The sequence below is a fragment of the Peribacillus sp. NPDC046944 genome (assembly GCF_050272735.1).
Lineage (GTDB): Bacteria > Bacillota > Bacilli > Bacillales > DSM-1321 > Peribacillus.
On the sequence record NZ_JBNNML010000005.1, the window covers coordinates 181,544 to 202,463 of the forward strand.

22 protein-coding genes and 2 pseudogenes are annotated in these 20,920 nt (G+C 36.6%); 4 read left to right on the forward strand and 20 right to left on the reverse strand.

Annotated elements, in window-relative coordinates; translation table 11 throughout:
• Nucleotides 1-129: 129 nt before the first annotated feature.
• Together pepF and ACQKIC_RS11355 are read right to left on the reverse strand one after the other, a co-directional pair.
• Nucleotides 130-1,926: an oligoendopeptidase F gene (gene pepF / locus ACQKIC_RS11350; protein ID WP_427591247.1), complete on the reverse strand. Its 1,797-nt coding sequence runs from the start codon at nt 1,924-1,926 to the stop codon at nt 130-132.
• 165 nt (nt 1,927-2,091) lie between these two features.
• Complete coding sequence (locus tag ACQKIC_RS11355) at nt 2,092-2,826, reverse strand: YqcI/YcgG family protein (RefSeq protein WP_402868614.1); 735 nt, start codon at nt 2,824-2,826, stop codon at nt 2,092-2,094.
• 240 nt (nt 2,827-3,066) lie between these two features.
• Between ACQKIC_RS11355 and ACQKIC_RS11360 the strand changes: the two genes are divergently transcribed.
• Entirely contained in the window at nt 3,067-3,321 is a 255-nt protein-coding gene (locus tag ACQKIC_RS11360) for a small, acid-soluble spore protein, alpha/beta type (protein ID WP_402868617.1), read from the forward strand.
• A gap of 196 nt (nt 3,322-3,517) precedes the next feature.
• Here the strand turns inward: ACQKIC_RS11360 and ACQKIC_RS11365 are convergent, their stop codons facing one another.
• Complete coding sequence (locus ACQKIC_RS11365) at nt 3,518-4,606, reverse strand: branched-chain amino acid aminotransferase (protein WP_427591246.1); 1,089 nt, start codon at nt 4,604-4,606, stop codon at nt 3,518-3,520.
• 551 nt (nt 4,607-5,157) lie between these two features.
• Here ACQKIC_RS11365 and ACQKIC_RS11370 point away from each other — a divergent pair.
• Both ACQKIC_RS11370 and ACQKIC_RS11375 read left to right on the forward strand, forming a co-directional pair.
• Nucleotides 5,158-6,429, forward strand: a complete 1,272-nt coding sequence (locus ACQKIC_RS11370; protein WP_402958780.1) for an L-lactate MFS transporter — start codon at nt 5,158-5,160, stop codon at nt 6,427-6,429.
• Nucleotides 6,430-6,802: 373 nt separating this feature from the next.
• Nucleotides 6,803-7,615, forward strand: a complete 813-nt coding sequence (locus tag ACQKIC_RS11375; protein WP_402868623.1) for a formate/nitrite transporter family protein — start codon at nt 6,803-6,805, stop codon at nt 7,613-7,615.
• A gap of 119 nt (nt 7,616-7,734) precedes the next feature.
• On the opposite strand, the pseudogene ACQKIC_RS11380 reads toward ACQKIC_RS11375, so the two are convergent.
• From ACQKIC_RS11380 to ACQKIC_RS11390, 3 genes and pseudogenes are all read right to left on the reverse strand, one after another.
• Nucleotides 7,735-8,049, reverse strand: a pseudogene (locus tag ACQKIC_RS11380) (hypothetical protein).
• Between the two features lie 68 nt (nt 8,050-8,117).
• Nucleotides 8,118-8,327, reverse strand: a pseudogene (locus ACQKIC_RS11385) (IS1595 family transposase); the annotation flags it as partial.
• Entirely contained in the window at nt 8,308-8,502 is a 195-nt protein-coding gene (locus ACQKIC_RS11390; protein WP_427591349.1) for a hypothetical protein, read from the reverse strand. The pseudogene ACQKIC_RS11385 and the gene ACQKIC_RS11390, both read right to left, overlap by 20 nt.
• Before the next feature lie 108 nt (nt 8,503-8,610).
• Here ACQKIC_RS11390 and ACQKIC_RS11395 point away from each other — a divergent pair, with 108 nt between their 5' ends.
• The gene (locus ACQKIC_RS11395; protein WP_402988541.1) at nt 8,611-9,687 is read left to right on the forward strand and encodes an AI-2E family transporter; all 1,077 of its coding nucleotides are present in this window, start codon (nt 8,611-8,613) and stop codon (nt 9,685-9,687) included.
• Nucleotides 9,688-9,780: 93 nt separating this feature from the next.
• Here ACQKIC_RS11395 and ACQKIC_RS11400 read toward each other — a convergent pair whose 3' ends face one another.
• The 14 genes from ACQKIC_RS11400 to ACQKIC_RS11465 all read right to left on the reverse strand — a co-directional run bounded on the left by ACQKIC_RS11400 (nt 9,781) and on the right by ACQKIC_RS11465 (nt 20,604).
• The gene (locus ACQKIC_RS11400; protein WP_402988534.1) at nt 9,781-10,239 is read right to left on the reverse strand and encodes a YueI family protein; all 459 of its coding nucleotides are present in this window, start codon (nt 10,237-10,239) and stop codon (nt 9,781-9,783) included.
• 563 nt (nt 10,240-10,802) lie between these two features.
• The gene (locus tag ACQKIC_RS11405) at nt 10,803-10,925 is read right to left on the reverse strand and encodes a hypothetical protein (RefSeq protein WP_402868629.1); all 123 of its coding nucleotides are present in this window, start codon (nt 10,923-10,925) and stop codon (nt 10,803-10,805) included.
• Nucleotides 10,926-11,039: 114 nt separating this feature from the next.
• The gene (locus ACQKIC_RS11410; RefSeq protein ID WP_402988525.1) at nt 11,040-11,462 is read right to left on the reverse strand and encodes a nucleoside 2-deoxyribosyltransferase; all 423 of its coding nucleotides are present in this window, start codon (nt 11,460-11,462) and stop codon (nt 11,040-11,042) included.
• Between the two features lie 472 nt (nt 11,463-11,934).
• Complete coding sequence (locus ACQKIC_RS11415; RefSeq protein WP_402988520.1) at nt 11,935-12,285, reverse strand: hypothetical protein; 351 nt, start codon at nt 12,283-12,285, stop codon at nt 11,935-11,937.
• A gap of 123 nt (nt 12,286-12,408) precedes the next feature.
• The gene (locus ACQKIC_RS11420; protein WP_427591245.1) at nt 12,409-12,675 is read right to left on the reverse strand and encodes a DUF4190 domain-containing protein; all 267 of its coding nucleotides are present in this window, start codon (nt 12,673-12,675) and stop codon (nt 12,409-12,411) included.
• 141 nt (nt 12,676-12,816) lie between these two features.
• Nucleotides 12,817-13,467 carry an amino acid ABC transporter permease gene (locus tag ACQKIC_RS11425; protein ID WP_402868637.1) on the reverse strand — a complete coding sequence of 217 codons (651 nt, stop codon included), beginning with the start codon at nt 13,465-13,467 and terminating at the stop codon, nt 12,817-12,819.
• A gap of 14 nt (nt 13,468-13,481) precedes the next feature.
• Nucleotides 13,482-14,120: an amino acid ABC transporter permease gene (locus ACQKIC_RS11430; RefSeq protein WP_402958753.1), complete on the reverse strand. Its 639-nt coding sequence runs from the start codon at nt 14,118-14,120 to the stop codon at nt 13,482-13,484.
• Between the two features lie 122 nt (nt 14,121-14,242).
• The gene (locus ACQKIC_RS11435) at nt 14,243-15,070 is read right to left on the reverse strand and encodes a transporter substrate-binding domain-containing protein (protein ID WP_402868641.1); all 828 of its coding nucleotides are present in this window, start codon (nt 15,068-15,070) and stop codon (nt 14,243-14,245) included.
• A gap of 22 nt (nt 15,071-15,092) precedes the next feature.
• Nucleotides 15,093-15,821: an amino acid ABC transporter ATP-binding protein gene (locus ACQKIC_RS11440; RefSeq protein ID WP_402868643.1), complete on the reverse strand. Its 729-nt coding sequence runs from the start codon at nt 15,819-15,821 to the stop codon at nt 15,093-15,095.
• Nucleotides 15,822-16,278: 457 nt separating this feature from the next.
• A complete protein-coding gene (locus ACQKIC_RS11445; protein WP_402869851.1) occupies nt 16,279-16,689 on the reverse strand; it encodes a hypothetical protein in 411 nt (136 codons plus the stop codon).
• A gap of 240 nt (nt 16,690-16,929) precedes the next feature.
• Nucleotides 16,930-18,123, reverse strand: coding sequence for an ABC transporter permease (locus tag ACQKIC_RS11450; RefSeq protein WP_402868645.1), 1,194 nt, complete (start codon nt 18,121-18,123; stop codon nt 16,930-16,932).
• On the reverse strand, nt 18,123-18,812 hold the full coding sequence (locus tag ACQKIC_RS11455) for an ABC transporter ATP-binding protein (RefSeq protein WP_427591244.1): 690 nt from the start codon (nt 18,810-18,812) through the stop codon (nt 18,123-18,125). The genes ACQKIC_RS11450 and ACQKIC_RS11455 overlap by 1 nt, the downstream gene beginning before the upstream one ends.
• Nucleotides 18,809-19,930 carry an efflux RND transporter periplasmic adaptor subunit gene (locus ACQKIC_RS11460; RefSeq protein ID WP_427591242.1) on the reverse strand — a complete coding sequence of 374 codons (1,122 nt, stop codon included), beginning with the start codon at nt 19,928-19,930 and terminating at the stop codon, nt 18,809-18,811. Before ACQKIC_RS11460 ends, ACQKIC_RS11455 begins: the two co-directional genes overlap by 4 nt.
• On the reverse strand, nt 19,930-20,604 hold the full coding sequence (locus ACQKIC_RS11465) for a Yip1 family protein (protein WP_427591241.1): 675 nt from the start codon (nt 20,602-20,604) through the stop codon (nt 19,930-19,932). Before ACQKIC_RS11465 ends, ACQKIC_RS11460 begins: the two co-directional genes overlap by 1 nt.
• Nucleotides 20,605-20,920 lie beyond the last annotated feature (316 nt).

Below are 20,920 nucleotides of genomic sequence, written 5' to 3' on the forward strand. Positions count from 1 at the left end.
AGTGTATACTCTCTCAACATACGGAATAAGACCCAATCAATGAAGATTGGGCCTCTCTTTTGCCAATAATCTTACTATAGCATCTTTTCATTCATCGTACCATGGGCTGTTTTGGAAGAAATGGGTACATTAGCCCTCGTTCAGCTCGGCAAATTGGTCAACCAAATCACTGAAAATTTTCATCGCATTTTCAATCGGTTCCGGTTTGGTTAAATCCACTCCGGTTTTCTTAAGCAATTCTAAAGGAAAATCCGAGCTGCCGCTTTTCAAGAACGTTAAATAGCTTTCAAGGGTCTCTTTGTCTCCAGAAAGGATTTTATCCGCAATGGTGATGGCAGATACATAGCCCGTAGCATACTTGTAGACGTAAAATGGACGATAGAAATGAGGGATGCGTGACCAACCATATTTCACTTCCTCATTGAAGATGATCTCCGGACCATTATACGTGCGAAAAATCTCTTCATAAGCTGTATTCAAAACCTCTACATTAAGAGGTTCATCATTTTCCGCCTTTTCATGGACGATCTTTTCAAATTCAGCAAACATGACTTGCGTGAAGAAGGTTCCTTTAAAGCTATCAATAAAATGATTGAGCAAATGCTTCTTCTTTTGAAGGTCCTCGGTCGTTTTAAGTAAATGACGTATCAGTAAAATCTCATTTACGGTTGAAGCTACCTCCGCAACAAAAATGGAATAACCAGCTGTGATTTTTGGTTGATATTTTGAGCTGAAGTACGAATGCATGCCATGACCGGACTCATGAGCTAGTGTAAACACACTGTCAAGATCGTCACGGTGATTCAGCAATATGAATGGATGCACACCGTAAAGTCCCAAGTTATAGGCTCCAGACCGTTTTCCCGGTGTTTCCCTTACATCATAATAGCGGTTTTCCTTAAAGCTTTTTAGGATTTCCACATATTCCTCACCTAATGGCTTCAACGCATCGATCATTAATGCAAATCCATCATCATAGGTAATGTCTTCTTTAGCGCCTTCAACAAGTGGCACGCTTAAATCATATGCACGCAATTCATCCACACCCAATACCTTTTTGCGCAAAGCGATATATTTATGCATGGGTTCGATATTTTCTTTTGTGGACGTGATCAGATTATCGTACACTTCTTTTGGCACTTTGTCCCCGAATAGGGATTTCTCTAAAGCGGATGGATAGTTCCGAAGCTTCGATAAGTTGACATTATTTCTTATTGCCGTTGAAAGAGTGGAAGCTATTGTATTTTTTAATTGTAAATAAGGTTGGTAATAAGCCAAATAGGCCTCTTTCCGCTTTTCCCTGTCATCATCTTCTATTAATTTTGAATACATTCCGCGGGTCAACTCTACTTTTTGACCTTTTTCATCTGTCACTTCACCGAATTTAATATCCGCATTGTTAATCATCCCGAAAGTTTTTTGCGGAGCTGAAAATGCTTCACCTATTTGGGAAATTACTTCTTCTTGTTCCTTCGATAACACATGGGCTTTATAACGGTATGAATCAAGTAAATCTTCCTCAAAGTATTTTAATCCCTCTACTTCTGCTATGTATCTTTTAAGTGTTTTTTCATCTAAGCTTAGTAAGAATGGCATAAAGAAGGCAGATGCACTGCTAATCTTTCTGCCTAACTGACCTGCTCGGTCAAGTAGTGCCTGAGATGAGGTGACACGGGTATCCAAATCCGCTTGGAGCATGGCAAACACATAGAGTTTATTATAGGTATATCCGATTTCTTCACTTAAATGTAAGTAATCAAACAACTCTTGAGCTGTATGAATATGACCGTCAAAAGCCTTTAATGTATCAGTTACAGTAAGGACTTCTTGAAAATCCTTCTCCCAATCATCCTGGTTTTTATAAATATCAGTAAGATTCCACGTTTCTTCCTGTTTTACTTCTTCACGTGTCTTGAATGTTTTCATGATAACACTCCCTTTCATATCCCTTATCCTCTTATTATAAGCGACTTTCCGGAAAACCTGCACAGAAATGCATGGTTGAGGATTTTTTTTATTGTTATTTGGATTAAATCTCACTATCCATTTCAAGAAGCAGATAATGAAAAAACGAGAGCATCTTGCCCTCGTTTACTTGGAATCTTTGTGATGAAACGGACATTTCCCAAGGATTGGTTCGCTATCATCACCTATGAAGAATTGTTTCCATTCATTGTGGTTGACATCTCCATAATGACTGATGTCTGGATGCGTGGGCAGGTTATCCCACTTTTCGACTCGTTCCCTTACCTTTTCACGTGACATGATTCCTCCCTTTTCCGTTCCTTCTAACCCTTCAAATATCATTCGAGGTTGAAATCCTAGGACGAGGCTATTACCTAAATCACGCGTTTTACGCTGTTTATATGCCGGTGCATTTCCAAAAATAAAGATGGGTTCCCCTGCAAAATGAAAGTCCCACAGATAATGTTCAGGATCCTTTGGCTTCTCTATCGGCCAAGGTGTATGATCATGGGCATGTAAATATTGAAGGATATCCCAAAATCGCTTACGATATAATTCCAAGTCACCTTCTTCTTTTTCCGGCTCCATGAAAACAAAAAGACCATGCCTAATATATGGAGGCTCCTGAAATAATTGCAGAAATTTTTCTACAGCCTTTGGGAGATTGGACCAATCTTCCTGAGTGATATATGCATAACGCAGTTCACCTTTATTTTCTGCCTTCATGCCAAAATAACAAGGAAAAGTCTTGTCTGTTACCGTATCATGGAAAGTTTGATATTCTTTAATCACCCATTGTGGTACTCTTTTTGGGTTCGTCATGTCTTCTTTCGTTAATAAACAAGAATTCGCAGTCAGCATTTCACTACTCCTCACAAATATTATTTATATTTATGTACCCGTTGCCTAAAAAGTAAAACGTCCGAGGTGACTGCAATTATTGACATTCCACGTTAAAATTTCCCTTTACCTTTCCTTTTGTTCGTTATTTGAAATGACAAATAGAAGAGTTCATATGAAAATTTTTCAATCGATCACTAGCATGAGCATATGATGTTTTTTTTACCTTTTGGACAGCCTAAAATAAAGGGGTGATAATCGGTGTCAAGAAGAAATAAAATCCTAGTAGAAGAAGCCCGAGCAGACCTTAATCAACTAAAAGCCAAAGTTGCTGGATCAAGAACCCATGAGGAGGCGAAATTTGAAGCTGCCAATGAAGTCGGCATTCCTTTAAAAAAAGGGTATAATGGCCAAATGACAGCAAAGCAAGCTGGTAAAATTGGCGGTCATTTGGGAGGTAATATGGTTAAGTCACTTGTTGAAATGGCCAAAGAAAACCTAAAAGTCCAAAAGTAATGTTATATAAAGTGTGGCTCCTCATTCCAGAATAAACATATCTTCCCCATTCTTAACTAAACTATATTGAACATGGTATCCTGTTATTCCAAAATTTTAAAAAGGGGTCTGGAAATAAATCATTCCAAACCCCTTTTGATGAAGGCAAAATGTTTTTTCCTAACATTCCGACTCATTTCTGTATAACTTCAAAATCTTAGAGAGTAATTTTTTCTTCAACTTTCGTAGTCCAACCCAATTCATCTTGAATTTTACCTGTTTGAATTCCAGTTAGCGTTTCATATAGTTTTTTGGATAGTTCACCCGTTTCACCATTTTGAACGACCATTTCTTCACCATTCCATAGGAATTCACCTATAGGAGAAATGACGGCTGCAGTTCCAGTACCGAATGCTTCTTCTAATTGACCTGATTTATAGGCATCATAGACATCCTGCATGGAAATTCGCTTTTCACTCACTGGAAGGTTCCAATGTTTTAACAATTCAATAATGGAATCGCGAGTGATGCCCGGAAGAATGCTACCATTTAAAGCTGGAGTAATAATTTCCCCATTGATTTTAAAGAAAACATTCATGCTTCCCACTTCTTCGATATATTTCTTCTCCACTCCATCAAGCCATAGAACTTGCGAATAACCAAGCTTTTCGGAAACCTCCTGAGCTTTAAGGCTCGAAGCATAGTTTCCTCCGGTTTTAGCTTCTCCAGTACCTCCATTCACTGCACGCGTAAAGGATGACTCAACCGCTATTTTCACTGGGTGAATACCTTCTTTATAATAAGAACCTACCGGCGACATAATGATGATGAATTTGTAACGGTCTGATGGAGAAACTCCTAAATAAGGTTCCGTCGCAATAATGAAAGGACGTATATATAATGATGTACCCTCTGCTCTAGGAATCCAGTCGTTATCAATACTAATTAACGTTTTTAACGCCTTCAATGCATAGTCGACATCTACATGAGGGATACATAAACGATCATTTGAACTATTTAAGCGTTGGAAATTCTTTTCCGGACGGAATAAGATAACTTCGTCTTCATCTGTTACATATGCTTTTAATCCTTCGAATACAGATTGTCCATAATGAAATATCATTGATGAAGGCTCTAATTCGAGCGGTTGATAAGGAACAATTCTTGGATCATGCCACCCTTGCCCTTGTGTATAGTCCATAATAAACATATGATCGGTAAATGTTTTACCGAACTCCAGCTGTTCAGCCTTTGGCTTTTCTTTCTTCGTTGTACTAAGCGTGATTTGCATGTCTTGTTCCTTCATTACCAAAACCCCTTGTTGAATATTTTTACAAGATTTCACTTCCATAAAACCTATCTTAATTAGTTTACTCCTATAAGGTTTCATAGTTCAAGCCCTTATAACTAAATTTTCCGAATTTTTTAAATAAAATTTCGTTTTCATCTAATTTTTTCGTCATTTAGAGGAAAATCCATTCTATTATGTAAGTTATTTGGTCATATCATTCCCTCCCATGCTATCGTTTATTGAATATTTATATGTTTTCAGCTAGCAAATTATCCAGTTTAATTGATTATTATCTCCTATCCCTACATATTAATTTAAAAAATTCTTTTCTCTCAAAATTTAATGGTGTGTATGTTTCTTCTATAAACTCTTTTACAAAAACACTCCCTTAATTAAGGCTTACTGTCATTTAATCTCATTTTTATTAAAAAAATTTAATTTAGTAGTTTACTAGTAAATAATAATCTTATATACTAAGGCAACGAGATAGATAAAATGCATATAACTTAACGAACCATAGATAAAACGCATGAATCTTTCTCATAACTGTGAAAAGGGGTACCAACATGACAAAAAACAGATGGTTAATCGCTTTATCAGCTATCGCTATCCACCTTTCTATAGGAGGGGCATATGCTTATAGTGTTTACAAAAAGCCCATAGTAGAAGCAATGGGCTGGTCAGAGACTGAAGTTACTTTAGCGTTTACTATAATGATGGCACTTGCAGGGACCTCTGCAGCTTTCTTTGGAAAGTTCGTAGAAAAAAATGGGCCAAGGAAGTCAGCCATGGTTGCCGCGGTACTATTTGGTTTAGGTCAAGCCGGATCTGGCGTGGCGATTATGATTGATTCGCTTCCACTTTACCTCCTTACCTATGGGTTTTTAAGCGGATTAGGAATGGGTATCGGTTACATATCACCAGTTTCGACCCTTGTTAAATGGTTCCCTGACAGAAGAGGACTTGCAACTGGGATGGCAGTGCTCGGTTTCGGTGCAGGTGCACTTATTACGGCGCCTGTTGCAGCTAGCCTTATGCAGTCTGTAGGAATATCTACTACCTATTATATTTTAGGCGCTGGATACTTCATCCTAATGTTTTTAGGTGCTTCTTATATTGCACCGCCCAAAGCAGGTTGGATTCCAGAAGGCATGAAACAAGACATCGAATCAGGAAAAAAGGAATTGAAAAAAGATTTAAGACAATCTACCGCGAAGGAAGCGGTTAGAACAAAACACTTTTGGATGTTATGGTTCATGAAATTGATCAACACTAGTGCAGGAATCATGATGATATCAGTAGCTTCTCCCATGGCTCAGGATGTAGTCGGGCTTTCAGTTGCTGGGGCGGCTACCCTAGTTGGTATCATGGGGATTTTCAATGGTGGTGGAAGACTTGGCTGGGCAGCCGCTTCCGATTATATCGGTCGTCCTAATGTTTTCGTCATTTTCTTCATCATCCAAATTGCGGCATTCCTATTACTTCCGACCACTACCAACTCCTTATTATTCCAAGGTCTGATTTTACTCGTTGTTAGTTGTTATGGAGGAGGGTTCTCTAACCTCCCTGCATTTGCCGGTGATTTATTCGGAACTAAAGAAATCGGTGCAATCCATGGTTACCTATTAACAACTTGGTCTCTTGGTGGAGTTTGTGGACCTATGTTGGTAACTTATATCAGAGAAAGTACAAATAGCTACATTCCTGTGTTTTACGTTTTCGCAGTCTTGATCACGATTGCATTCGTCATCTCAATAATGCTTCGTTTAGATATCAAGAAAATGAGAAACGCACAGGAACAACAAGGATTCAAGGCTCCAGTGGAAAAAATCTCCTGACATGAGCCTTGATTCATCAACTGAATAAGCTAAAAAAGGCATTATCGAAGCAGGCCCTTTGGGCAACATGCTTTTGATAATGCCTTTTTAGCTGCCTGAGGATTACATCCTTTACCAAGGCACACTATGCATCTGGTTATTTTTTCATTATTTTATTTTTTCAATATATTTATTAATTTTTCTCAAAACCCCCAAAACCCCATTAAAATCTATCTTTTTTTTAAAAAAAAATAAAAAAATGTTATTTTGTTATAGAAAAATCTAAATAGAAGTGTATAATAACTGATGGTATTGTTTATATGGTAAGTAAGTCCTTGCCTCTTAACTACTAAAAAATAAAAAATAGAGAAAGTATTTTTCAAGGGGGAGCAAAATGAGTTATAACAACCCGCAACAAATGGCGCAAATTGCAATCAATGCAGGGAAAAAGAAAGCCACGTTGCCACTAAGAAGCATTTTAATTTTAGGATTCCTTGGAGGCGCGTTTATTGCCTTAGGTTTTCTATTTTACATCCGCGTTACGGCCGGATTACCGCCAGAATGGGGTACACTGAATAATCTTATAGGCGGATTAGTTTTCCCGCTAGGATTAATCCTTACGGTCGTTGCAGGCGCAGAATTGCTAACAGGAAACATGATGGCAGTCTCAATGGCAGCACTAGCTAAAAAGGTCACTGTTAAACAATTGACGATTAACTGGATTTTAATTGCCGTTACAAACCTAATAGGCTCCGTCTTTGTAGCATACGTATTCGGACACCTTCTTGGTTTGACCGAAACAGGGGTTTTCCTGGATAAAACCATTGCAGCTGCCAACTCAAAGGTTGATGCAAGTTTTATTGAATCTTTCATCTCTGCAATAGGATGTAACTGGCTTGTAGCATTGGCTATTTGGATGAGCTATAGCGCAGAAGACACTACTGGTAAAATTGTTGGTTTGTTCTTACCAATTACAGCCTTCATCGCTATTGGATTCCAACACGTTGTAGCCAATATGTTCATCATTCCAGCTGGTATTTTCGCAGGTGCACTTACTTGGGGAGATTATATCATGAATTTCATTCCCGTATTTCTAGGTAACGCTGTCGGTGGGGGAATATTGGTAGGATGTCTTTACTACGGTGCTTTTGGACGTTCTGAAAAACAACCCGCAAAAGAAGTACAAAGTTTGAAAAAGTCATCATAAGGTTCGGATTAGATCTCCATTTTACATGGAGGTCTTTTTTTATATAGGCTTTGTTATAGTTTAAGTTAAATTTTGATTTTAAAAAAGTAGAACTTCTTAAAAACGGAAGTTCTATTAAATTATTTATTTAGTTCTTCGGTAAGAATGTTGATGGCTTCCAGAACTTCTTCAACATTTTCCTTGTCATTCATTTCATTTTTAGCGTGAAGTAATACTGGTCGAACTGACTCAACTGAACGCCCGAATATACATCCATTCATATCTTGGAACCATCCAAGTATGAAAATGATGGGATATGCGACATCTTGATGGGCGTGAAAGAGCTCTGTTTCAATGACCACGCCGCCATCTGGTTCAACTACTCCACTTGTTAATGCACAACTAAGACACTCAACTTCTACCGTTCCTCCATTAGATAAGGTGATTTTCCTCAAGTGTTTTCCCCCGAGCGAAAAATATTTTACTTATTCCAGATATAACTCCATTTGGTTAAATATATAGTTTATATCTCGAACTCAGATAACCCAATTGTACTATATATATTTCTTTATTTGGAATTAAATTCCCCTTAACTAGTATATCTTTCATTGTGACTTCTTCTTTGAGGATGGATACTTTCTAACAGGTGTAACCAAGCGAGGTAATTATTTAGACATTTGGTTGCTACACCGTTAAATCGCTGTATCCATCCTTTAAGTCTGCGGTGGTAGTCGCAACCGATGCTTTTCTGCTGGATTACGTTTTTGGATGACTTCGAGGATTTCAATTGCTCTCATAGTTGTCACCCGTTCATATTTGATAATCCCATCACAGAACATTCGTTCCTTTAAAGTGAATATCAGACCTTTAACAGAGCCTTTATATAAAATATTCAAGAATTTGTCCATTCATTTCTACTCTATCGAAAACCACTGAAAATGGCATAAAAGTTTAGTATAGCGTCATTCAAGGGAAATAGTGATAGTAAAAGTAGATGTAGAAGGGGGAATTCAATTGTGTGGATAAACAAACCTTTTTTTAAATATGCAACAGGGATTATTTTAACCATACTTATCATTGTATTACTTGGTAAGATAGAATATGTTTTTAGACCCATTCAAAATATCATTGCGGCCGTATTTTTCCCCATCCTATTAGCTGGATTGTTATATTACATATTAAGGCCGGTTGTTCAATTTCTAAGCAAGTTCATTCCTAAAACTTTGAGTATTTCCTTAGTTTTTCTGATAATATTTAGTGCAATTGGTTATGGCAGTTACTTTGGAAGCCCAGTTCTCGTTGATCAATTCCAAAAATTATCGGATCAATTCCCAGGTAAAGTCAAGGAACTTTCTGAACAATCCGAAGATGTCGAACATGTGATAGAGAAAAATGATTTTGGCATGGTAAATATAAAAACCCTTAAAGAGAACTCCGTAACCTATTTTAAGAATTTTTCAGATAAGATCATGGTAAATATCAACACCATTTTCACTACAGTAACAAGTGTTCTAACTGTTATAGTCATAACCCCGTTCATTTTATTTTATTTTCTGAAAGATGGCGAAAAATTAAGGCCGTTCTTATTAAAGTTTATTCCAAAAGAAGTGGAGGCAGAGGGAAACACTATATTAAAAGACGTCGATAAGACTCTATCGACCTATATTATCGGCCAATTCATCGTATCAATCGTAATTGGGGTCTTATTATATATCGGATACCTCATCATTGGACTCGATTATGCATTAGTATTTGCCCTTATAGCTATGGTATTTACGATTGTACCCTTCCTAGGCCCACTGATAAGTGTACTTCCAGCTATTTTCATCGCTTTGCAAACAGATGTTGGTTTGGCGATAAAAGTCACCGTTGTCTTTATAGTGGTTCAGCAAATCGAAGGTCACCTGATTACTCCAAACATTATGGGAAAGAGACTTAACATTCACCCATTAACGATTATCTTGCTGCTCCTCGTTGCCAGTTCAATATATGGATTCATAGGTATGTTAATTGCAATTCCTGTTTACTCAGTCCTAAAAACGACCATCGGTAACTTTAGGAAGTTTTATAGATTGAGAAAGAAACGAACATAAATATATATGTTCTAAGAAGTGAGGGCCCATTATTGGTCCCTCTTTCTGAGGTTTTTTTCCATAGACTATTCCCATACCTTCGCTAGATTGCTCTTATCGTGGTTTCTTTAGTACTTTTTTTACATATCTCTTAATCCTTGCTTTTAAACTATTCTTCTTAACAGTTTTAGGTTTACTCTTTTCTTTCTCTTTCTCAATATAAATATTCCCTTTATCAATAGCATTTTTTTCGGCCAATACCAGACCTAAATCGGAATTGTATTCCTGATTTAAAACAACCTTGTACGGAATCTTATATTGATTAGATAATTTAATGTATTTCCCTAAGTACTGATAATCCATTTGACCATTCAGAAGTAAATTAGCCCGTGGATATTGTTTCATCCTATTTTCTATTTCTGGATATAGATTGTTTTCAAAGACTTGTGATTTTGTTAATACGATAATGACTCTTTCCCGTAACGTCCCAAGAAACTCCCTACGTTCACCCGGCTTGATTTCTTTTGTTCCATAAATTCCTTGTTCAAGGTAATCCTCCACTTTGCGAGACAAGTATTTTTCACCTCCTACATTCCTTCTTCATTATATGTCATTTTCCCTCTTATGGTGCCCAATTTCCTGTATGCTTCTAAATAAGTATGTATAAAAAACATGAAATTTAACCTCCATTCTTAAAGAGGCGTTAGTACTATGTAGAACTTTAAGAACAAAAAACTGTGAGGGATAAAAACTCTTAGCAGTGATAAACTAAAAATCCAATGACAAGTAGAATGATACAATTTTATACATTTAGACATTTTTCCCCAACTAAATTTATGAATTTCATGTTATAATTTACAAATAAACAGATGTTGATTTAAGCATGATCACACACTACATATAAGGAGGAAATACAGATGTATGATGGACTTCTCTTAACGATTATTGAATCAGTTTTTGTTGTCGGAACTATTTCCATGTTTGTTATTTTAGGATTTGTAAAGGGCCGCGTTTTTTAATTTCCACTACTATTCATTCTATTCTCACATGCCTGATTACTTACTCTTGTAATATTGGTAATCAGGTTAAACTTATTTACAAAAGAAAAAAGCATATCCATTGCGGCATGCTTTTCTTTACCAATTATCCGTCTTATCTAATAACTTATCAATGTCAAATGTATAGAGATGAACTGGAATTGATTCTTCGGCCATTTCTTCAGTAGCTAGTAATAACTTATCAATGTCTATAGTAGCCAAATAAACTTCCTCCCTTTTTTAGTAACCTATACCCGATATTTTTATATACTAAACATTACGTTTTGATTTTTATTTTTTTGGGGGTATATTCAACTGTTTATACAAAAGACATTATTAAGAATTCATAGGACTTGGATCATCTTGTTCTGCTGGGGCAAGTGATTGAATTAATTTCACCAACTTATATAAAGTCCCGCTGCAGATGATGGCACCAGGGATATTATGGAATATTGATTTTTTGTTAATATGATAATTCTCTTTTTCAGGCGAATACACAACTATTTTTTTATTTGAAGAAAGGGCATGTCCTAGTTCATAAAGGTTTCCCTTTCCCGCAGTAAGAAAGATTAACATAAAATCCGCTTCATCTATTCCTTCCTTTTCATAATCCCCTAAACTATTAGTGGTTTCTTTATTACCATTCTTGTCAAAAAGATTCCACTCATTTACACATGAGAACCCCTTTGCATTCAATTTCTTTATTAATGATTTAACTTGCTTTATATTTTTTTCATCCGATGCTATATAATACTTCACTAATACACCTCCATATTATTGATACTTTTTACCTATATTATCTACACTATACATATTCGTTATAAAGAACTCAATATCCTTTCAAAAATAAAAATAATTGTTTCTATTCTCTATATAAATCGGCTAGTATCAATAACACCATTGATGCATCAAGTTAATATGACAAAACTAAGCTATAATTTCTTGGTCTCCCAGTGGATATGAATACTTTTCTACCTAAGAATGATTAAACGAAGTAATTACCATTTTTCAATAAATTCGAAGAAAGACAGGCATGATAGCCTATTTAAATAACCCCTCATACATCTTATTCCTAAATGCTCGCCATTTGAAACCGTTAAAGTGCGAAGCTCTACTACCCTTTCGGAGGTACGTTCAAAAAGAACCTCTGCCATTCAAAATGAATTGTCATTATACTTTCCATAACCGTAGATTAAATACAGAAATCCCTTTTTCACACAGAAAAAAAGCCTTATCCTCTCCGTAGGGTAAGACTTTGTCTTTCTTTTTCATAAGTAATATGTTCAATTTCAATGCGAAATGGGTCAGCCTCGCAAATATTAATTCCTCGATCTACATTCACTTTTTCCATTTTAGTTGCATCAGGGATTAGTTTCTTTGAATGGATAAAATGTTCGACCATCGAACACAATAGTTCTTGAGCACAAGCTAGAGCGTCGCCCCTATCTCTTCCGCTAACGGAAGATGTGAAACCCTTTCTCTTAAAATCAGGAAAACACACTTGAATTGAAAATGAATCCATGATTAAAGGGTGCTTTTCATAATAAAAAACAGCAGGATACTTAAATATCTGATTGGACAAAAACAACATCCCCCCTTAATATTTAGTTCATGTAAATCATAACATATTTTCCCAAAATAATCCTAATGAAGTATTTCCTTTATCTTCATATTTTCAAATTAGATAAGTAGAATTATCGCTATTTTATGACGGAATAGAAAATAAGAGGATAATAAGGACTATGATCATATTAAAAATGATCCCAATAATACTGCATACTTTTCCTGCTGTCGCCAAATTGATACCAGGCTCTCCCGAATGTACAATTTCTTTTGTACCATTTGAAGCAAAAATCAGACCTAATATCCCTAATATAACTCCGATAAAGGGAATGAGAAGGGATAGAATTCCTAGGATTAAAGAGGCTAGTGCTTTGCTATTGGTACGCTTAATTTCAGACAGCTTTTTCACCTTCTTTCCTCTTCATATGTATACGATTTTGAAATGCATATGATTCACATTATCGCTCATTACGAGTCCCCTCCTATGGAATAGAAAGAAAAAATAGCTGAGATATGATAAAAACTCCGACTCAAATATGAGTCGGGGGATTTAAGTACGTTTTAATTCTAGTCTCCTGGCCACTAAAGATAAGCTAAAATTAACGGCAAAATACATTAGGGCTACTAAGATTAAAATTGGAATCAAGAAATTTTGACCTTGCCCATAGATGATTTGCCCTTGATGGGTCAATTCTGGCAATGAAATCACTACCGCTAATGAGGTGTCTTTCAATAGAGAGATGAATTGGCTCACTAGAGGTGGGACCATTCGGCGTAGTGCCTGCGGAAGTATGATATGTATCAAGGCTTGCACATAACTTAAACCAGATGAACGAGCTGCCTCCATTTGTCCTTTATCAACTGATTTCAACCCACTTCGTATTACTTCGGATATCATGGCTGATTCAAAAACGGTCAAAGCAACAATCGCAGCTGGAATAATTTCCAACTTAATTCCTACTTCAGGCAACGCTAAATATGTAAAAAGAATGATTAACAACAATGGTAAATTACGAATGGTTTCAACGCCGACAGCTAAAATTTGTGATACAACTGGTATCTTTGCATAACGTAAAATGCCGACTAGTCCCCCGATGATAAAACTTAAAATGATAGATACAAAAGCCACCTGAATCGTTACCCAAAAACCTTCTAATAAAAACTTTAAATGATCTGGTGTGTATGCTCCTAAAAAATCCATGTCTTATACCTCCCTCAATTACTCTTAGCCAGACGTTTTTCTAAATAACCAACGCCAAGGCTTAAAGGAATGGTAAGAATTAAATAAAACGCTGCTACGAAAATGTAAACATCGAACACTACAAAGGTTCTTGAGGATATTAAATCACCGTGATACATAAGATCTAATCCAGCAACGACTGCTAAAATGGAAGAATTTTTAACGAGATTGATGAATTGGTTCCCAAGAGGGGGAATGACAATTTTCACGGCTTGTGGCAAGATGATGAATCTCATCGCCTGTCCATATGTCAGTCCTGAAGAACGGGCTGCTTCCATTTGTCCTTTCGATACCGAAAGAATGCCGGCTCTAATGGCTTCCGCAATAAATGATGATGTGTATATAGTCAAGGCTAACGTACCTGCATATAACCCACTTAATTTCAGGCCGAGGAAAAAGAAAAATGTGATGATCAATAAGGGTATATTCCGTATGAACTCCACATATGCGGTCCCAAGCCAATTCAGAGGCTTAATCGGAGCAATTCTCATGATAGCAATAAGCACACCAAGGATTAAGCTTGATACTAAAGCAATTAAACTAGATATGATTGTATTTTTAAAACCCATTAAATACATATCTAAATTCTCTGTCAAAATGGAGAAATCAAGCAAGACATCCACTCTCCTCTAACTAATCAGGATGAGCAAATTGCTCATCCTGACAGATCCAAATATTATTCTTTTAGTAGGTAAGTAAAAATCCTATTTCTTCTTACCACATGTAAATGAATACGTTATTGCTTAATCCACTTATCATGAATTTCATCATATTTCCCGGAGTCTTTAATTGATTTAAGAGCTTTGTTCAATTCATCTACAAATTTTTCATTTCCTTTTTTAACTGCAATTCCATATGGCTCATCCGTAAATGTGCCGCCAACAAGTTCGTAATTTGGATCTTCATCAGCCATACCATAAAGTATGGAATCATCTGTCGTCAATGCATCACCTTGACCTGATTTAAGTGCTGCGAATGCTTCCGAATAATTTTCGAATTCCAAAACATTTGCTTCGGGAGCTTTTTCGCGGATATTTATGGCTGAGGTAGAGCCTTTTACAGCCAATACCTTTTTACCTTTTAAATTATCAATACCTTTGATGTCACTTCCTTTTTTAACAAGTAATGATTGTCCAGCATCGAAATAGACATCAGTGAAGTCAACTTCTTTTTTACGTTCTTCCGTAATGGTCATAGTCGCAACAATCGCATCGATATCCCCATTGTTCAATAAAGGCATTCTTGTTTTAGACGTTACTTCTTTGAATAATACTTTTTCTTCATCACCAAGGATCTCCGCTGCAAGTGCTTTCGCAATGTCGATGTCAAATCCTTCTACCTCTTTTGTATTTGGGTTTTTCAATCCAAACAGACGCGTATCATTCTTTACCCCGAATACGATTTTATCGTTATCCTTAATTTGAGTTAGAATATCTTTATCTTTGTTCCCGCTTCCACCATCTTTACCTTCATCAGAATCCTTTTCCCCGCCACAACCTGCTAATAGTATGACAGCTAGTACTGAAAGCAATGATAATTGTAACCATCTCTTTTTCTTCAACATGTAAATCCCCCCTATTTTTTATTTAATGATTTAATATACGGCTGAGAAATAGACGCGCCCTCTCTTCGTGAGGGTTTTCGTAAAAATCAGCCGGTATTGCCTCCTCCAAAATCCTGCCCTCATCCATGAATACGATTCGGTCCGCCACTTCACGGGCAAATCCCATTTCGTGTGTGACCACGACCATCGTCATTCCTTCTAGAGCAAGCTTTTTCATCACATCAAGTACCTCGCCGATCATTTCTGGATCCAAGGCTGAGGTAGGTTCATCAAACAACATGATTTCCGGTCCCATTGCCAGTCCTCTGGCAATGGCAACACGTTGCTGCTGTCCACCGGAAAGCTGTGAAGGATAAGAATTCGCCTTATCCGAGATCCCGACTTTTTCCAAATACTTTTGGGCAATTTTTTCCGCTTGCGCATTCGTTTGTCCTAAAACCTTCTTAGGTGCCAACATAATATTTTCCAATACGGTTTTATGAGGGTAAAGATGAAAATGTTGGAAAACCATACCGATGTTTTGGCGCAACTTATTAATGTCTGTTTTTTTATCCGCAACATTCATCTCATTGATGGACAGCGAACCTTCCGATATCGTTTCTAAGCGATTAATACAACGAAGAAGCGTACTTTTTCCTGATCCAGATGGACCGATTACTACGACCACTTCTCCCTTATTAATTGTTAGATTAATATCTTTCAATACATGAAAATCACCAAAATACTTATTAACCTGATCAAAAACTATCATAACTAATCCTCCCTAGCCTGCAACATTTTTCAAAAAACAAAAATAGTCCAAATAATCTGAATTAAAATGCGAAAAATGCAATAATTTTGATACCGGCCATCTTAGTTTACTTCATTCTATACCTATGTATAATTTTCTTAAGAGAGAACTCTTCTGAAAGTTATATCAAACTATTAATTCTAAAAAAATTCATTTACTATAACACTTTTTATTATATCCAATTCTTCATATAATTTCCATAAAAACTTATATTTGTTATTTTTTCTACCTTATTCATTTTTAATAAAGTCGAATTTTATCATATTTCGTACAGAACAACACGTTTTTAGACTAAATGAAGGAGTGCTGCTCTAAATAGATCTTTTTCTAGTAAAGTAATGGAAAAAGAAGAGGCAGAAATAATAAATCGTTTCTGCCTCTCCTTTTTATACCCCTTCAGATTCCTTGTTCTCACCATTTATTCCTTTATAATAGAATCCTCAAATGGTGCTGAAAATAAACCCTTTGGACCTAGCATATCTGTTTCAGACTCTCGCTCATCACCTTTGACTTCATAAGAACCCGCAGGAAAGAAATCAAATAATTCACTATCCTTATGTAATTCCAGAAAGTACTCAGAAAGCTCATCCATAAGTTGCTGATATTCTTCGTGTTCGATGATTTCACCGGACTCATCAATTCGAAAATTCATATTAATCGCATCCTGTAGCCGTGCATGGTTCGAAGCTGCAATATATAAATCTACGTCTCCACATTCCATACATAACAATTCTCCTTCTTCCCTTGCCTCTTCATAAGAATTTCGAACCATTTGCTTAAGAATACTATCTATTTCATTAAGGTTATCTAGTTGTCGTATAGTCTTCATCACACAATCGCCCCCAAAATCTTAAAAATATTTTTTCGATTTATTACGTTTTATCTACTGAAAGGAAAATAGAACTAAAAACTATGTTACTACCTTCAATTACAAACGTTTTGTTGTTTTTTCAATTCATGTGCAACACGGAGGTTAGCCTACCGGTATAATTGTATACCATAATAATAGCATGATAGGAGAAAAGAAGAAAAAAAACCTGTACTCAAGTACGTACAAGTTTCGAGATGCTTATTCATATCGCAAGGATTCAATCGGATTCATTTTGGAAGCCTTATTCGCCGGTAAAATTCCGAAAACAATGCCTATTGTCATGGAAAAGGCTACACCTCCAAGGACAACCTGCCAAGAAATTAGAGAGGGAAGCCCCGCAAAAAGAGAAATTAGCGTGACAACGATCCACCCTAAAACGATGCCCAACAATCCACCAATCAGTGTTAAGATGATCGATTCAATTAAAAATTGAGTTAGTATCTGTCTCCTTGTGGCTCCTAGCGCCAAACGAATGCCAATCTCTCTAGTCCGTTCCGTAACGGATACAAGCATGATATTCATTACACCAATCCCCCCCACGACGAGGGATATGCCTGCAACAGAACCGATTATCAAAGTCATGATCCTGGTAATTTGACCAATTGCCGAAGCGATTTCTTCCATATTTATAACTTGATATGATTCCCCTGCATTGTGAATAGAATTAAGTTTGGCAGAAGCTTTTTTACCGATAGTGTTCAATTGATCAGTATTTTCTGCCTGCAACAGAATAGAGGTCACATCATTTTTACTGAAGACCGTTTTCCACGTATTAGATGGCATATACAATTGCACTGTATCAAAAGCAAGGAGCCCTGTTGATTTTTCCATTACTCCAATAATTTCAACGGGTTGCGTTCCAATCCGAATGACTTGTCCAATTGGTGATTTCCCATCAAATAAATCCTCTTGCATCGTATGGCTTGCAATGGCAACTCGCGCTCCACCCAAAAAGTCAGCAGAAGTGAAATTTCTTCCACTGGCCACATTAAGTCTATTTAAATCCAGAAAGGCATCATTTATGCCTACCACAGAACTATCGATGGATTCCTGTTTGTGGCTAACTTTTGTAAACTCTGAACTTGAAGCAACCACCCGTTTAACACCGTTAAGATTTTCAAGTATTCGGATATCTTCCTGATTAAAAGCAGCTTCATAGATAATATTCGGATTCGACTGCATTTCTTCCTCTGAGGGCTGATAAAATAATTCAACCGTATTACCCGGACCTACAATTTCCGATTTCAGCATCGCTTCCCCACCTTGCCCTATTGCAACTACGATAATGACAGCGGCTACTCCAATTATGATGCCCAACATCGTTAACATAGAACGCAATTTATGAGCTTTTAGAGAACTCAAAGCCATCGTGACATTTTCGAATACACTCATTAATCCTCCCCTCTTTCTATGAGGGTAGCAGGAAGAATTTCACCGTCGCGTACAAATATGGTCCTAGAAGCGTATTCGGCAATTTCGGCTTCATGTGTTACCACAACAATTGTGACTCCCTCTTCATTCAACTTCCTGAATTGTTCCATTATCGCCACACTCGTGATTGAATCTAGTGCACCAGTTGGTTCATCCGCTAAAATTAATTGGGGTTGTGTGACAATGGAGCGTGCAATAGCAACACGCTGTTTTTGCCCTCCAGAAAGAGCATTCGGTAGATGACTCATTCGGTCTTCAAGTCCCACCTTCTTTAATGCTTCTTCTGAACGGAATTGACGTTCTTTTTTTGAAACGCCGGCATAAATCATCGGTAACTCAACATTTTTCCAAGCTACTAGTCTTGGTAATAATTGAAATTGTTGAAAAACGAATCCTATGGATGTATTTCGGACCCTAGCCAATTCGTCTTCTGAATAACCAGAGATATTTTGGCCCGAAAGCCAATACTCTCCAGTTGTTGCTTGATCTAAACATCCGATTATATTCATCAATGTGGACTTTCCCGAGCCTGAAGGTCCCATAATCGCAACGAACTCTCCATTTTCAATGGAGAAATTCACGTTTTTCAACACATGTACATCCTCTTTACCTAATTGATACGTTTTTGTTATTCCTTTTAACTCGATCATTCAACCGTCACTTCCATTCCTTCTTCAATCTTGTCTGAAGGATCGATAACAACTCGGTCGTTTTTGTTTAGGCCTTTGATTACTTCGATTTTTTCACTGGAAATGATACCAGGCTTTATTTCTTTCTTTTTTACGGATTTCCCGTCCACCATATAGACGAACATCCGTTCACCCTCATCGATAATCGCATCCATTGGAAGCACAAGTGCCTTCTTTTTATCTGTTTCAATTTCCATGAAAAGCTGAAAACCAGGCTTTAAAACATCCGTTTCACTTATTAGTTTAGCCGTTACTGGATATTGGACAGCCTGGGAATTCCCTTGACTGAGATCTGTTTTCTGAGGAATGGAATGTATATTCACAATTTCTCCTTTCCACTTCTCATCCTCAACGGCATCAGAACTAAAACTCACACTTTGCCCTTTCTTTATTTTCAATGTGTCGTATTCAGAAAGAACTCCTGAAACTAGCAAGTTACCAAGATTGCCGATTTGGATAAGAGGTTCAGCCGTACCTGTTACAGCTAAGGACTCTCCCTGTTTACTTACGGTGAGCACGACACCATCCACCTTACTCTCCACTTTCAGATCCCGTATCTGTTCATTCAACTGTTTTTCCTTCAAAAGCACCTGTTTCAACTCAATATCTGCTAATTTTGTATCCGTATCAATTTGATCGAATTCTGGATTTAATTGTTCTTCTGCTCTATCATCCCCAACTTGTTTACTTAGTTGTTTTTCCTTTTCTTCAAGTTGTTCCTTCTGCCTTTTTAACTGATTGATTTTCAAATAAGCAGATTCTTTTGATAGGTTGTTTTGTTCTAATTCAGATTCTAACTGAGGATTTTCATAAGTCAGCAGAAGATCACCTTTTTTCACTTTCTGACCTTCTTTGACTTCAACCTTTTTAAGTTCTCCCTTTTCTGTGGAGAAATAAACCGTCTGTTGATTTTCCATCGCTACACTACCTGGAATCATGATGGTGGAAGAAATATCCTCCATTTTGGGAACTATCACCGAGACCGATGGTCCTTTAGCCAAAACCTGCCGGTAAACGCTAACAGTGACCATTATTACAATAAGTAGACTGACTCCTATAATGATCCATTTCTTTTTCATTACATGCCACTAATTCCCGAGAATAAACTACCGATGAACGCCATACCTATTTGAAATAGGAAAAAAATAATAGCTATCGTCACAGCTACTCCCTTAGAGAGGTTCGCCACTTTATTTAGACCAATGGCAATCAAAACAGTGGCCCAGATGGTAAAGACCTCAAAGACTCCCAAAATCTTAGAATCCGAGTTCAGTAAACCTGCCAAACTCGTAACATACACTTCAGGATTTCCACCAATCAGCAAACGTATAAGTCCGTTTAAAAAAAGTCCTATAGCTGTGATTAAATAAATAAACGTCTTCATTGAAAATATTTGTTTAAAACTCACTTCTGAATTTGCGATTTTAGCCACTGCTAGCAAAACAGCACTGGAAATTAGAACCGATACCACTGGTGAAAGAACACCGGTAATAACCATGGTAACCAAAGTAACCATCTTAACAATTTCAACTTGCCCTGAAGGAACTTCTTCCCCAATTAATTCATTGATATCTAATGATAGACTTAAAAAATATGTACCAATTAAAAAAAGTAAAGTGATCAATAGCATTGGAACCCAAATCTTTGGCTTGCTTTTGATTCTTTCGAATTGTTCCACAGGACTTGTAATCATTCCAAACAAAGAAGGACCCTTTATCTGCTCCTGATTTAAATCTCCCAACCTTTTTTCCATATAAAAACACCTCTTCCTTGAATTTACTTACATTTATTCTACGAACAAATTTTCATTAAGTTTCAAAAAAAGTATAAATGTAAACGGGGATGGACAACTTTTTAAAAAACTAAAATGGAGAAGTTGATGATTTCACGATTTTACCGAGATGACTCGCAATACATAATCCTTTTTACCTCCCTTATTATTTCTTCCATAATAAATTTCTCAATAATGAATGATTTAAAAAATTATTTTCAAAAATGCGTTCAACGATTTCCTAAATATGTTATATTATATATAAATTTCATGTTATGTAATATAACACAGCTTTTAA